Genomic DNA, 14,062 nt, shown 5'->3' with positions numbered 1-14,062 from the left:
TTTGGTATAAAAAAAGCCCCGCTCTTGGAGCGGGGCTTATATATTCGTTTTATTTTTTCTTTGTTGTTAGAACATATAACACTTACTCCAAGAGATTATTTCTCGGTAGTAATAGTAATAATAAGTGTTAAATGATCTTTTCATTAGTTCAATGATAGAAGGATTTTGGAGTAATTCATATAAAATTCAAAAATTATTTTTAAGTTTATTATTACGTAACTTATTACATATTATGAATTACCTCGATCAACTTGGTGTGCTGGCCTTAGGAACTCGGCTTAAAAAAGTATCTGATATGATAATGAATGACGGCATTGAAATGTACAAAGCCGCTGGAATAAAATTCGATCCTAAATGGTTTCCTGTATTTCATTTGCTTTCCACCCACTCTCCTCTCGGTGTTATGGAGATTTCTGAAAAAATAGGTATCTCACACCCATATGTGATAAAATTAGTAAAAGAGCTTCAGAGAGCAGGGTTGGTTACTAATACCACTAACTCGAATGACGCCAGAAAAAGATCTATAGAACTTTCCACAGACGGCAGGAAGCTTCTTAATTCAATAACCCCTATATGGAATGATATACACAGCACCATAGAAGATTTGCTAAGAGATTCCAACAACTCACTTTATTCAAACCTGATAGCGCTTGAAAATTCATTTACAGAAGAAAGTTTTCTTAATAGGGTTTTCACTACCAGAAAGCAGCGTTTATTAGAAGAAGTGGAAATATTGCCTTACAACCCTTCACTCAAAGAGCATTTTAAAACATTAAATATTGAGTGGCTTGAAAAATACTTTACTGTTGAGCCAATAGATGTTAAGGTATTAAGTGAACCAGAAGAAAATATCATTAAGCCGGGAGGTGCGATTGTATTTGCCAGGGTTGAAGGTAAAATTGTTGGTACTTGTGCATTAAAGAAAAAGGAGGGTTATGGCTATGAGTTAACAAAAATGGCTGTTACTGAATCTGCTCAAGGACTACAAATTGGTAAGAAATTAGGTTTGGAAATTATATCAATTGCCAAAACAAAAAAGGCCAAATTAGTATTCCTGGAATCTAATAGAATTTTAACCCCTGCCATTGCCCTTTACAGGAATTTAGGTTTTATTGAAGGAATTACTCCATGGGAGTCGGACTACCAACGTTCTAATATTTATATGGAGTTAAAGCTTTAGACGTTGCTCGGTAACGTAACTTCAAATGTGGTTTGTCCAGGTTTGTTATTTATCAGCTTAATGTCACCTTTTAGCACTTTTACCGCGGTTTTAACTGCGTAGAGCCCAAGACCTGCTCCTTGTATATAATCCTGCCCAACGAAGAACATATCAAAGATATTATCAGCTATATCATCATCAATTCCCAGCCCGTTATCACTTACTTTAATACTGGCCATTCCATCCGCAGCCATGGTCGCTTCTATGGTTAATTTAGGATTTTTGGAATTTCTAAACTTAACAGCATTATCAATCAACTGACTCAATATTAATTTCACATTGTTCTGATCTGTTAACAGCTCAAAATCATCAGATATCTCTATCTTGGATTTTACTTTACAGTTTCGCTCTTCACAAACTTTATCGATTAGTTCCTGAGCGATTGTCTCCAAATCAATCTTCGTAACATTTAATTCAGAAGACTTAAGCCGGATAATATTAATAAGCCTATAGAAAAGCTCATTCATTTCATAGGCTGTTAGATTGAGTCGTTGAACTAACTCAAGTATTTTATCATCTTTAGTCTCCAATGATATTAAATAACTCAGGCCCTGAAGTCTGGCGATAGGCCCTCGTACATCATGTACAGATCTGTATATAAAGGTATCTAACTCTTTATTTACCTCAAGCAAATCCTGATAGGTAGTCTTCAATTGATTTGTACGATCCTCAACTATATCTTCTAACCTTGTATTAATCCGTTGCAATTCATCATTCTTTGACTCTATTTCTTTCTGTTGAGCCTCTATCTCTTCTTTTTGTGTCTCGATTTCCTCCTTTCTCAATAAAATTTCTGACGTACGCTCATCAATTAATTGTTCTAAAAGTTGTTTCGATTTTTTCAATGACCTAACACGTAGGTTATAAACAATCAGTGCAAAGGCGATAACTATTGCTGAAATCAGAAATATGAAATTTTTAGTCTGAGAAAAATAAGGGGCTTTTGTGAATGCTAAGGAAGCGCCTTCATCATTCCAAACACCATCGCTATTGGCTCCCTTCACTTTAAACACATAATCCCCGGGAGGCAGATTGGTATAACTAGTTTCAGGTATTCCTTCGGCATCTTGCCAGGTTTCATCAAAGCCTTCTAATTTGTATTTGTATTGCAGTTTATCAGATGCAATATAGCTTAGGGCTGCATATTTAATTGTTATACGCTGCTTGCCTGGTGGAACTACCAACGTTGAATCAAGTGACATAACTTCATTTTCCACTTTAAACTCTTCTATGACAACTGGTGGTTCAAGTTGATTTTTATTGATATTATCTGGATCTATAAGTTCCACGCCTTCATTAGTAGCGAATAATAACAAGCCATCTTTAGTTTTTAAACTAGTACCTGAAGAGGTTGCTGAGCTGGATTTCAATCCATCTACTTCTGTAAATACAGTGGAATTAATTTCATTTATTTTACCATCTAAATAGTCATTTAATTCTTTTTTAGAAACTCTAAAAACTGTGATGCTTTTCTGATTGGTAGTCATCCAGAAGTTTCCCAGGTCATCTTCAAGCATTTGAAAAATAGTATTGCTTCCCAATCCATTTTGGGTTGTGATATACTTAAACTCACCATCCTTGTAGCGAGTTAATCCGGCATTTCCACACAGCCATAATATGCCATCCTTATCTTCATAAGTTTTAAAGACAAAATCTCCTGCCATACCATCATTGGTATGATATGCTTCAAAGTTCTTACCATCGAAGAAGTTTAGACCATTTCTGGTGGAGATGACCATTCTACCGTCAGAAATTTCATTGAAATGCATAATGTACTCGTGGCTGAGACCGTTTTCTGGAGTGTAGTTTTTTATTGAACCAGTTGCATCAATTACACTTATGCCGTTATTCGTTCCAACCCAAATATTACCTACTTTATCTTCGAAAATGGTTCTTACATTATCATGTACCAACCCATTAGTTACATCAAGCTTCTGAACCTTACCTGATTTGTATTTCATCAGAAAATCTCCAGCAGCTATCCATAATTTGCCTTTAGAATCCCAAAGCCCGTATTTTAGTTTTGTTTCCGTGAATTGGTACCCAATATTGAAAGGATATATCTTATTCGCTTCCAAATCCAGCTTACTGACTCCTAGCTCATGAATTACGAATATCTCATCCTGATTATTTTGAAACACAGCATGGGCGATATAAGGGTAAGCTATTTGCGACCGATCGAACGAATAATTAGTGAATTTCCCATTCCATAACTTAAACAACCCTTTTCTATAGGTAGAAATCCAAATATTACCTTCATAGTCATTAATTATATTAGTGAAGTCATTATTATGTAATTGGCTTCCTAATGATGGATAATCTACCTTGCCATTGTGATATCTTACAAAGCCTTTAAATGTTCCGATAAACACGGCACCTGTGGTTTGATCGACCAATGAGGATGAGACTACTTTATGAGGCAAACCATCATTAATAGTAAGGTTTTCAATGCTTAAATCAGGACTGATGATTGACATACCATCTTCAGTTCCAACCCAAATTTTTCCATGATCATATTTTATATAGTTAATGGTATTACTCACAAGGCCGTGGGACACGTTGACTTCATTCAAATTCTTTGACTTGTCATACGTGTATAAACCTTCACTAGTGGTGGCTATCCATATTGTTCCCTCATCATCAACATCAATACTTTTTAACCGTTCTGTCTTCAACTTTTCAGGTGTATCTGTATTCTCAAACCTTCCGTTCTTAAAATAACAAAGGCCATCACTAGTGGCTACCCATAACCTGCCCGAATGATCCTGCACTACCTCCTCAATAAAATTACTTGGCAAGCCATCATTGGTGGTATATATGTGAACAACATCATCTTTTACAGTAGCCAAACCACCACCACTTGACGAAGCCCATATTACTCCTTCATTATCTTCATAGATGTGGGTAAATGAGTTGTTAGTAATCTTGGGTGTATTATAAGAATTGAAATTCTTAAAATCCCGTCCGTTAAACCTGCTAATACCTCCATAAGAAACGAGCCACAAATAGCCTGTCTCAGAAAAGAGAGTATGAATGATGGCATTATCAGGAAGACCATCTTCGGTTGTCCAATGTTCTAAATTATACTGGTTAAGACTTTTATTGATTTTTGGGGCTTGACCGAAACTTGATTGCTGAACTAAAAACGCACAGCAAAGACAGATGATTAGTTTGATGTAGTTGGTCTTATGCATCTATAGATAAGGTCTAGCCTATGAATATCGTGAATTTAAACGTATCGTTCAAACATCTGGGCTAATAGGAATATACGATAGCTATTAGCAAATCAATTTTGCTAAAAATTATAATTATATAGCCTTAAAGTATTTTTTTTATACGCTCTACAATTTCCAGCACTGCCGGACAAACCAGCGTGTTTTTATAGGTGAGACTTAAAATACCTGTCATTTTCTTTCTGTCAGTATGTGGGTATTCTCTGCAAGCCTTTGGTCTGGCTTCGTAAACAGTACAATAATTATCAACTCCTAAGAAAGGACAAGGGGCGCTATTAAGTACATAATCATTATCACTGTCAAGGTGAAGATACTTTTCTATAAACTCCCCCGGCTTTATTCGAAAGTGCGAAGCTAAACGCTCAATATCCTTATCCCTGAAAATTGGACTGGTCGTTTTACAGCAATTAGCACATTCCAAACAATCTATTTCCTCAAATACCTCATCATGCAATTGATGAAATCCATCATCCAAAAGTCGTGGGTTTTTATTCTTAAGCGAACTGAGAAACTTTTTATTCTGCTTTGACCGATTCTTACTTTCTTCTCTGAATTTATTCAAATCCATAAACCAAAGGTAAGAAGACACGGATAATCTCTTGACTTAACACATGTTGATTTCTTATATAATGACAAAACAGAAGAATGGCAATGAGTATGAAAATAAAGACTCATTGACTGATTGGCCAATGAGTCTTAGAAAGTTTAGTTAATAACTGCAGATTGCAGTTCAGTTGTACCACTATTTTGAATGTCGTTCCAATCATAATATTGAAACGTACCATCGTCTGACATAGCCACAAATAAACCGTTAGGAAAAGAGCTGCCTAAAGCTATATTCGTCACTTCACTTCCATCACTCTCATTAGTAGAAACATTAATAGTTTTTACCAATTTATGATTGTGAGGATCACCATCTACACCTTCTCTGGAATATAGATGAAACTTATTGGCCTGTTGATCTGAAACGATAATATAACCTTTTCCATTCCCTGCATCATAAATTGAAATACCTTCATGATCTTGCGTAAATTCTCCATTGTTACCGAAAACTGCTAGCTCGTCATTTCCTTTGGCAGGATCAGCATAGTATTTTCTTACCCCAAACATCTCATCTGAACAGTATACGTAACCCAACTCATCATCCACGGCAATCGCCTCAATTTCAGCTTTACCACTGAACTTGCCGAATTTTCTCACCAACTGCCCTGATACTACATCTTTATTTGCAGTTAATTTATATTGCCATAAATACCCATTTTCGGGACCATTTTTACGTCCAACTATGGCATAAATATCACCAGATTCAGCTGTATAAAGTGCAACTCCCATGGGTTCACGCATTTCTTCACCCGAGAATACATCAATACCTCCATTGTCGATAGGAGTTAATTCAGGTAATTGAAATACACGAATAGCATTTCTATAACGCTCTGTAAATACGGCTATATCAATTTGAGTAGAGTCATTCAGCTTCAGACCATAGGCGATATCAATATTATTAGGTCTCATAATACTGTCTACACTTTTTACAATCTCACCTTTAAGATTAAAAGCGAATATTCCTCCTACTCCATTGTCATCACCTTTATCAGTTCCTATTACCAAACTGGCTTCAGGGGTATTTTTATTAATCCAAATTGCCGGATCATCAGAATCATTCTTAACTTTTTGAGTAACTAGCTTAGGTTTAATTTTAGTAACCTCCGATTCGTTTTTAGCCTCTTGGTTGTCTTCTTCTTTTGGTGTACAGGCAATCGTAATAATGAATAAAAATAGTATTGATTTAAGTATGTTAAAATATTTCATAAAGTTGTAGGATTAGGTGGGCTCTGATCGCCCACCTTCATTTTTTTTTAATTGATTGATTAATTTTTGATTAAGTCGAATTTCAAGCCAGCATTGAACCTCGCATTATAGTATTCCATTTGCATGGTTCTATCTTGTGTTCCCTGATAATATCTTAAAGGCTGATTTGTCAAGTTATTCGCTTCGAAGAAAAATCTAAGCTGGGGTGTGAAGGCATAGGAACCATTCAAATCCACAAACAGTTGCTCATCATAGTACCTGTCTGAAAAGGCATCACCGCCAACTTCATCTATGTAATCACTAGAGTAATTAAGTGATACTCGAATAACCAACTTTTCATTCTCAAAGGATAAGGAAGCATTGAACAAGTGATCTGCGGTTCCAGGAAGGTCCAAGCCGTTTCTCAAATCGCCATCTTCGTTTGTTACACCTTCAGTAGATGAGTGGTTGTAAGTATAGTTAGCATAGATGCCCAAACCTCTCCATACTCCTGGAAGAAAATCTAACTGACGTTGAGCAGCTAATTCAAAACCGTATAACTCGGCATTACCTCCGTTTTCTGGTCTAAATAAGGTTTCAAAAGTGTTGCCACTGATTGGATCAACAAAATCCTGCGTCTGGTTTGTATAGATGAAATCATCAATGTCTTTATAAAACACACCTGCTGATAATAAACCGATACTTTTAAAGTAATGCTCTGCCATGATGTCAAAGTTCATAGACACTGTTGGCGACAATTCAGGATTACCCACTAGTAGTTCATTATCCTCAAAATTCACCTCTCTGAAAGGAACAAGCTGAAAGTAGTTTGGTCTTGCAATTGTATTAGTCCATGCAAATCTTAATACAGAATAATCATTGATATCGTACTTCACATGCACTCCAGGTAATAGATTAGTGTAGCTGTCCTGATCAGAAACTGAGCGAGTGCCTGCGATATCACCTTCAACATCTAGAACTAGCTCATTACCCGTATATTCAATATCTGTTCTTTCCATACGCATTCCTGCTAAGACAGAAAGTTTATCACCAATTTGCTGATCAATCATAGCATAAGCAGCAATAATATCTTCAGTTGCAGTGTAGTTAGAAGGCAGGTATTCATCAGGTAAATCTTCTCCTTCAAAACGCTGAGTATCATTAAAATTCAAAGAACCCAGCCATCCTTCAGTTGCAAAAATGCCGACTTGATAATTTTCTCCTGCTAAATAATCGGGGTCTGAATAATCAGCATTAGGAGTAACATCAAGTGTCTCAAACTCATCATTAAGAAAACTATACTCTGTATAGTCATTATCTCTAATCTTTTCCTTCATTCTAAGTTTTCCACCAAATTTGATGAATGCCCTATCGCTAATAGGTAATTGCAAATCCAACCGTGTATTCCAGTCAGTTTCTTCAGTTAACTGGTTTTCTTCTGTAAGTTCATCTAACTCGAATATCGATCCATTAACTAAAGAAGGGTCGTTACCACCTAAAGAAAAGCCATTGCCATTTGTTGGTTGCATAAATGGTTTTCTTGGGTCAGATAGGTTTTGAATAAAAAGCATTCCTTGAGGTTCATCTTCACCATCAATCTCAACTTCCGGTTGTGCTTCATATTGTGCATATCGCTCGTTTGGCCTCTCTTCTGATGCCCTAGCATACGTGGTAGCCCAAGATAGTTTTACATTCCCTAAAAAGTGATCACCACCTAATGAAACGTTTCTTACGCGTTGATCTTCTAAACGAGCATTATCAGTTCTGCCACCTCCTATACCACCTTTGGTTTGTCTGCGAATCGATTCAACGAATACCACTCCATTTTCATCTGGCTCGGCAATATCTCTGTAGCTTAATCTATATCTATTTTCCCAGTCATCGCGGTGGTTATACATACCTCTTAAAAAGAGCTTATGATTAGGGTTGATCTCATAATCCAATGCAGCAGAAAGACTTCTCCTTACTCTTTTAACGAGATATTCGCGAATTTCAAACTCTTCGATATAAGCACCATTATCACCTTCTGCCCAAGCTGCCTCCACGTTATCAGAACCAAAATCGTGCACATTGTATGATCCACTCACGATAACTCCTAATTTGTTATTTAGGATTCTGTCACCAACAACTAATCCTCCAGTCCAGATGGGTTTTTCTGATAAAAAATTATAACCACTTGCTGCAGTACCCGAAATTCTTAGCGCTTCGGGAGCTGATCTTGTAACGAGGTTAACAGAACCACCAATAGCATCGGCATCCATATCAGGTGTTACAGCTTTGCTTACTTCAATGGTTTGAATCATATCGGCAGGAATTAAGTCCATTTGAACCCTTCTATTATCACCTTCTGCAGATGGAATACGTTCGCCATTCAAGGTAACTGAGTTCAGCTCAGGGGCTAATCCTCTTATGATGATATTTCTAGCTTCACCTTGATCATTCTGAACAGTGATGCCAGGAATACGCTTTACGGCATCCCCTATATTAGCATCTGGAAACCTACCAATTTGATCGGCAGCAACTACATTGGTTATATTTTGATTGGTTCTTTGCTTGTTCAAAGCCTTGGCCTGACCTTTCAAACGATCTCCTATAATCATCACTTCATCTCCCATTAATACACCTGGCTTTATTGAAACATTCATGGCCACAGTTTTACCGGCTTCCGCTCTTACTGTCTGCTCAGATGGTTGATAACCGATATACGAAACGGCTATTTGATGATCTCCCGCAGGCACATTAGACAACACAAATTCACCTTCTGAATTAGTTACAGCTCCTACATTTTCCAAATCGGCAATCATTACTGTAGCACCAGGTAGTGGCAAACCGTTTTCATCCAGAATTTTACCGATTAATTTGCCTGACTGCTCCTCTTTGCCTGAACCTTCATTCCCCACTCTGCTTACTACCAGTGAATAATTGATTTGACGAAATTTCAATTTTGTTTGATCCGCCACGTCCTCAAGCAAAGCACCTAATGACTTATACTTTTCAGATACAGCTACTACCTCAGTAAGATTTATTGACTTAGAGTTGTAGGTAAAACGGTACTTAGTTTGACTTTCAACCTTGTTAAATAATTCCTTCAGTTCTACTTCATTTTCGTCAATACTAATGCTAACGTTAAATACACTCTGTGCATCTACTTTCTCTGCTAAGAGTGTCTGCACAGAGACGCATGCCAATAAAATTAAGGCAGTTATACCCCGCAGTTGGTTTTTAAATGTGCTGAGTAAGTTTTTTTTCATAGTTTTAATTGTTTAAGGTTCATTTAATCGTGTTTACTTTAAGCCCGGGTCAAGGTGCTTGCCGGCTAATTGGCCCGGTTATTTATTAATTACATTTTCCTTTTAGTTGAATTTCATCTTGCGTGCGTTTCCAGGATAATCCCGTACTCCAACTAATTGCCTCTAGGACGTTTATTAAATTTTCATCTTTATAATTTCCAGTGACACTACAATTTGCGCCAACCACATCTTCGATATTGATTGGTATGCCGTACCACATCTCTAATTGTTTTGCTATTAATTGAATACTTGCTTCTTCAAATCGCAGCGTATTTTCTGTCCAGGCCAATTCTGTAGCTAAGAGCACTTCTTTCTTGGTTAATCTCCCTGCTTTATGGTAAACTGCCTGATCATTTGGATTGAGGATAACTTGCTGACCGCCAATTTCAGATACCTTCACTTTACCAGTAGCTACCGTCACCTTAATTGTACTATCAAATGCATTGATGTTGAAGGATGTTCCTAAAACCTGCGTAGTTAAATTCTTGGTAATCACCAGAAATGGATGTTCAGTATCTCTAGTAACATCAAAAAAGGCTTCGCCTTCTAAATATACTTTTCGCTCATTTCCATGGAACTCAGCAGGATAACTTAGTTTGCTTCCTGAGTTCAGTTTAACAATCGTTCCATCACTTAATTGAATGGTAGATTTTTGTCCAAAAGGGTTTGATTTCACAACAAGTTCGTCACTAATCATCCATTTAGACAAGCCAAATAGAAGAATACCACAGATTGCAAATAGCAAGAGAGAGGCTGCTACTCTGTAAAACATGCTAATTGACAATGGCATCTTTCTTACAGGCGTTTCCTTATCTAATTGATAACTTAACTTTTTGAAAGCCTCAACGCTATTGAACTCAACCTTCTGTGGTTGATAATTATAAGCATCTATATATTCGGCCAGAATTTCCTGATTTTCAGAATTACTCGAAACCCATTCTTCTACTATAGCAATGTCTTGCTCGGATGCTTCCTCAGCCAGCAGTCTGGCTATTTCTAATTCGGGTATATTTTGTTTTAAGCCCATCTACTACTAAGAGTAAAAAAGCCTGAGCCACCCCTAATGAAAATTGTTTAAGTAATCGTTAATTGAATTGACGGATGTTAATAGTTACTTAACATTATCAAGCCTATAGCTTGCTAGGCTCTCTCTGATCTGTCGAAGTGCAGAAGCCATATGATTCTCAACAGTCTTTACAGATAGGTTGAGTTCAGCACTAATTTCTTTGTAACTCTTGTTGCATGACTTATGCAAGTAATACACTTTTTTTGGCTGACCTGATAGATTATTGTAGGCATTGTCATAGGACTCCTGCAATTCGCTAAACAGTAAATTAGTTTCTGGAGTTGATGAATCAGCTATGAGCTCATTAGCTTGGGAAAAATTACCTGAAAATCTTATTTCCTTTTTCAAAAAACGGATTGATTCATTTTTAACAGAAACATATAAATAGGCACCCACATCCTCTATATTAAGTGAATTCCTGTTTTTCCAAATGGTGTAAAACACATCAGAAACTAGCTCTTCTACAGTTTGTTTACATCGAATAATACGATAAGAAAACTGACACATTTCTTCGTAATACGTATAAAAAAGCGTTTCAAAGGCCTTCTTATCATCAGCCTTCATTTGTTGAAATAATCTATATGATTCTTGAGAGGTCACGTTTTCTAGGCCTCCAATTTAGAAGTATATTTAGTGAGCAGTCAATTTTATCTGGTTACCAAATGATTAATAAATTAAGAAGTGGATATATTTAATCATGCTTAATGAAACAGACCAGTTTTATGATAACCAACCTGAGCCTAATAAAAGTTGCCTCCTAGCACTGAGAAGTATTATCCTCGATTTGGATGAACAAATCACAGAGACCAAAAAGTATGGTATGCCCTGCTTTTGTTACAAGAAAAAGGCTTTTGTTTACTTATGGACAGATAAAAAAACACATGAGCCTTACATTCTGTTTGTTGAAGGAAGGCAAATGAATCATCCTGATTTGGAGTCGGGTGACAGGGCTAGAATGAAAATACTTAGAGTTAATCCAGAAAAAGATATTCCATTAAAAAAGGTAAAATCCATATTAAAAATAGCGGTTGATCTATGTCGATAATAGTAAAAAGAATTTTTAGAGTAGTTGCATGGATCATTGGCATATTCCTGCTTTTAGTCATAGGAATTTGGTCTTTCATTACCTTTTCCCCTGCTTTTGGTAATGAGCCTTCCGGTGCAAGTCTTGAAAGAATAAAAGCTTCTAAAAATTACAACGGTAAAGTTTTTGAAAACCTTGTTAAAACTGAAGTTCAAACTCCTGACCCACAGAATGAACAAACAATGGCAGGTTTTATCTATCGAATATTTTTTCCACCGGATAATAAAAACCCTTCGAAGCCTCTACCCTCAAATAAGTTTGATGGCAACCAATTGGAGAATGGTCAATTTGTGTGGTTAGGACATTCAACGATACTTTTTAAAACGAATGATAAGTTCATTCTTACTGATCCGGTTTTTAATAATGCTTCACCGGTACCAGGTTCTGTTCCACAATTTGAAATGGTAAACAGACCTATAATTTCCGATTTGCCGGAAAAAATAGATGTAGTACTTATTTCACACGACCATTACGACCACCTAGATTATGAGGCTATTCAGGAACTCGACAAAAGAGTATCAAAGCTTTTTGTGCCATTGGGAGTTGGTGCTCATTTAACCTTTTGGGGAATTGATGAAGCTAAGATTGAAGAGAAGGACTGGTATGAAAGCCTATCATATGATTCCATCAATTTTACTTTCACTCCTTCCAGACATTTTAGTGGCAGAGGTTTGAATAACCGCTTTACTACCTTGTGGGGAAGCTGGGTGATACAATCCGATAGTTTGAATGTGTTCTTTAGTGGCGACAGTGGTTATTTTGATGAGTTTAAAAAGATAGGAGAACAATTTGGTCCGTTTGATATTGCCTTTATGGAGAATGGAGCTTATAATACCAACTGGCGAGAAATTCATTTTATGCCGGAGCAATCAGTGCAGGCTAGCAAAGACCTTAATGCGCGGCTGATGTTCCCTATCCACTGGGCGAAATTTGACCTTTCTGTGCACCCATGGAAGGAGCCCATAAAGCGTGCTACTACAGCTGCCTCCAACCAGAATGTAACAGTGGTTACTCCATTGATTGGTGAAGTCTTCGATTTACAGCATCCGCCTCAACGAACTTGGTGGGACTTTGAGTAAATTACTGCTTAAGAAATTCAGTGCAAATTACCATTCATGGCTAGCATTTTTTTTTAAAATAACCGATAACATAGCTTCTATACTGTTATTGATATTTAAAAGGCTAAATTTAATAACTCCTTAATCTCATCCTTATTATCTGAATTAAATTTAACCATTTATTCATGCAACTATCTTTTCAAAAAGTATTTTATGTGATTGCCAGTATCATCGGCCTATTTGCTATTTTAATTTTAGCGAAGTCGGTGTTAATACCTATTGCATTTGCATTCCTATTTTCTTTTATATTATATCCAGTCGCACGCAAATTCGAGACCTGGGGTACTAATGAACTTATCTCAGCCTTTCTATCGATTCTTGTTTCGTTCCTCATAATTGCAGCTGCCATTTTTTTGTTTTCGAATCAAATCATCAACTTATCAGAAAACCTAACTGGCTTTAGGGTTAAAATTCTGAATGTATTTGCTGACACGACCTTATTTATCAATCAAAACATAGAATTTCTTCCTCAACTGGATAAAGAAGAGTTACTCGATAAAATAAAAACTTGGTTAAATGAATCTGCAGGTACTTTAATCAGCCAAACTTTTAGTAACACGGCCAACATAATATTCGGCTTTCTTACTTCCATCATTTTTACATTTTTGATACTTATTTACAGGAGAGGTATAATACGTGCAATGGTTCAGTTTTATCCGGAAAAGCATAGAAAAAAAGCCCTTAACATGTTTCAATCAGTGCAAAAAGTTGGGCAACAATACCTTTTCGGCATGCTGGTAATTGTGGTTATTCTCGGCATTATTGATAGTATCGGTCTTTGGATTATTGGTATCGACAATCCATTTCTGTTTGGGTTTTTAGCGGCAACATTGGCACTTATACCTTATGCAGGCACATTCATAGGTGCTGCCATACCAGTGATGTATTCATTTATCTCACATGATTCTATTTGGATGCCTGTAACCATTATTATCTTTTTTTGGTTGGTTCAACTCATAGAAGGCAATATACTCACGCCAAAAATTGTTGGTGAAAATCTGAAAATCAATGCGTTAACCTCCATTTTGAGCATCATTATTGGGGCATCGGTTTGGGGCATAGCAGGAATGATATTATTTCTACCTTTTGCAGCAATGTTAAAAGCAGTTTGTGAGGAGTACACTGAGCTTAAACCTTTTGCGCTACTAATTGGCGAGAATAATTACAAGACCAAAGATGCTGATGCGAAATTCATCTCCAGATCATTCGAAAAGCTAAAATCTTTATTTTCCAAGTAATTATAATTACCCATTGATAACATTTC

The 14,062-nt window shown here is 36.6% G+C and carries 10 protein-coding genes; 4 read left to right on the top strand and 6 right to left on the bottom strand.

The genetic code is table 11. From position 1 onward, the window contains the following. The first annotated feature begins 232 nt into the window (after positions 1-232). Entirely contained in the window at positions 233-1,180 is a 948-nt protein-coding gene (locus JR347_RS11180; protein ID WP_235689640.1) for a bifunctional helix-turn-helix transcriptional regulator/GNAT family N-acetyltransferase, read from the top strand. Here the strand turns inward: JR347_RS11180 and JR347_RS11175 are convergent. From JR347_RS11175 to JR347_RS11150, 6 genes are all read right to left on the bottom strand, one after another. After that, on the bottom strand, positions 1,177-4,413 hold the full coding sequence (locus JR347_RS11175; RefSeq protein WP_205720688.1) for a sensor histidine kinase: 3,237 nt from the start codon (positions 4,411-4,413) through the stop codon (positions 1,177-1,179). The genes JR347_RS11180 and JR347_RS11175 overlap by 4 nt on opposite strands. 124 nt (positions 4,414-4,537) lie before the next feature. Further along, complete coding sequence (locus tag JR347_RS11170; protein ID WP_205720687.1) at positions 4,538-5,020, bottom strand: YkgJ family cysteine cluster protein; 483 nt, start codon at positions 5,018-5,020, stop codon at positions 4,538-4,540. Between the two features lie 137 nt (positions 5,021-5,157). Beyond that, positions 5,158-6,261, bottom strand: coding sequence for a phytase (locus JR347_RS11165; RefSeq protein WP_205720686.1), 1,104 nt, complete (start codon positions 6,259-6,261; stop codon positions 5,158-5,160). Positions 6,262-6,320: 59 nt separating this feature from the next. Then, positions 6,321-9,491 (bottom strand): TonB-dependent receptor, encoded by a 3,171-nt coding sequence (locus tag JR347_RS11160; RefSeq protein ID WP_205720685.1) that lies wholly within the window; start codon positions 9,489-9,491, stop codon positions 6,321-6,323. Between the two features lie 85 nt (positions 9,492-9,576). Then, positions 9,577-10,557, bottom strand: coding sequence for a FecR family protein (locus JR347_RS11155; RefSeq protein ID WP_205720684.1), 981 nt, complete (start codon positions 10,555-10,557; stop codon positions 9,577-9,579). Positions 10,558-10,641: 84 nt separating this feature from the next. After that, positions 10,642-11,196, bottom strand: a complete 555-nt coding sequence (locus JR347_RS11150; protein ID WP_205720683.1) for an RNA polymerase sigma factor — start codon at positions 11,194-11,196, stop codon at positions 10,642-10,644. A gap of 97 nt (positions 11,197-11,293) precedes the next feature. Between JR347_RS11150 and JR347_RS11145 the strand changes: the two genes are divergently transcribed. The 3 genes from JR347_RS11145 to JR347_RS11135 all read left to right on the top strand — a co-directional run bounded on the left by JR347_RS11145 (position 11,294) and on the right by JR347_RS11135 (position 14,036). Further along, entirely contained in the window at positions 11,294-11,641 is a 348-nt protein-coding gene (locus JR347_RS11145) for a DUF1801 domain-containing protein (protein ID WP_205720682.1), read from the top strand. Then, on the top strand, positions 11,632-12,759 hold the full coding sequence (locus tag JR347_RS11140) for an MBL fold metallo-hydrolase (RefSeq protein ID WP_205720681.1): 1,128 nt from the start codon (positions 11,632-11,634) through the stop codon (positions 12,757-12,759). The genes JR347_RS11145 and JR347_RS11140 overlap by 10 nt, the downstream gene beginning before the upstream one ends. 164 nt (positions 12,760-12,923) lie before the next feature. Beyond that, positions 12,924-14,036: an AI-2E family transporter gene (locus JR347_RS11135; RefSeq protein WP_205720680.1), complete on the top strand. Its 1,113-nt coding sequence runs from the start codon at positions 12,924-12,926 to the stop codon at positions 14,034-14,036. Positions 14,037-14,062: the final 26 nt, after the last annotated feature.

Origin of the sequence: Fulvivirga lutea, assembly GCF_017068455.1 — a bacterium.
Classification (GTDB): Bacteria; Bacteroidota; Bacteroidia; order Cytophagales; family Cyclobacteriaceae; genus Fulvivirga; species Fulvivirga lutea.
This window is presented reverse-complemented; position numbering and strand designations above follow the sequence as displayed.

Coding starts and splice junctions, on each gene's coding strand:
- JR347_RS11180 (WP_235689640.1), top strand. CDS start 233: ATGAATTACCTCGATCAACTTGGTGTGCTGGCCTTAGGAACTCGGCTT.
- JR347_RS11155 (WP_205720684.1), bottom strand. CDS start 10,557: ATGGGCTTAAAACAAAATATACCCGAATTAGAAATAGCCAGACTGCTG.
- JR347_RS11175 (WP_205720688.1), bottom strand. CDS start 4,413: ATGCATAAGACCAACTACATCAAACTAATCATCTGTCTTTGCTGTGCG.
- JR347_RS11140 (WP_205720681.1), top strand. CDS start 11,632: ATGTCGATAATAGTAAAAAGAATTTTTAGAGTAGTTGCATGGATCATT.
- JR347_RS11165 (WP_205720686.1), bottom strand. CDS start 6,261: ATGAAATATTTTAACATACTTAAATCAATACTATTTTTATTCATTATT.
- JR347_RS11145 (WP_205720682.1), top strand. CDS start 11,294: ATGCTTAATGAAACAGACCAGTTTTATGATAACCAACCTGAGCCTAAT.
- JR347_RS11135 (WP_205720680.1), top strand. CDS start 12,924: ATGCAACTATCTTTTCAAAAAGTATTTTATGTGATTGCCAGTATCATC.
- JR347_RS11160 (WP_205720685.1), bottom strand. CDS start 9,491: ATGAAAAAAAACTTACTCAGCACATTTAAAAACCAACTGCGGGGTATA.
- JR347_RS11170 (WP_205720687.1), bottom strand. CDS start 5,020: ATGGATTTGAATAAATTCAGAGAAGAAAGTAAGAATCGGTCAAAGCAG.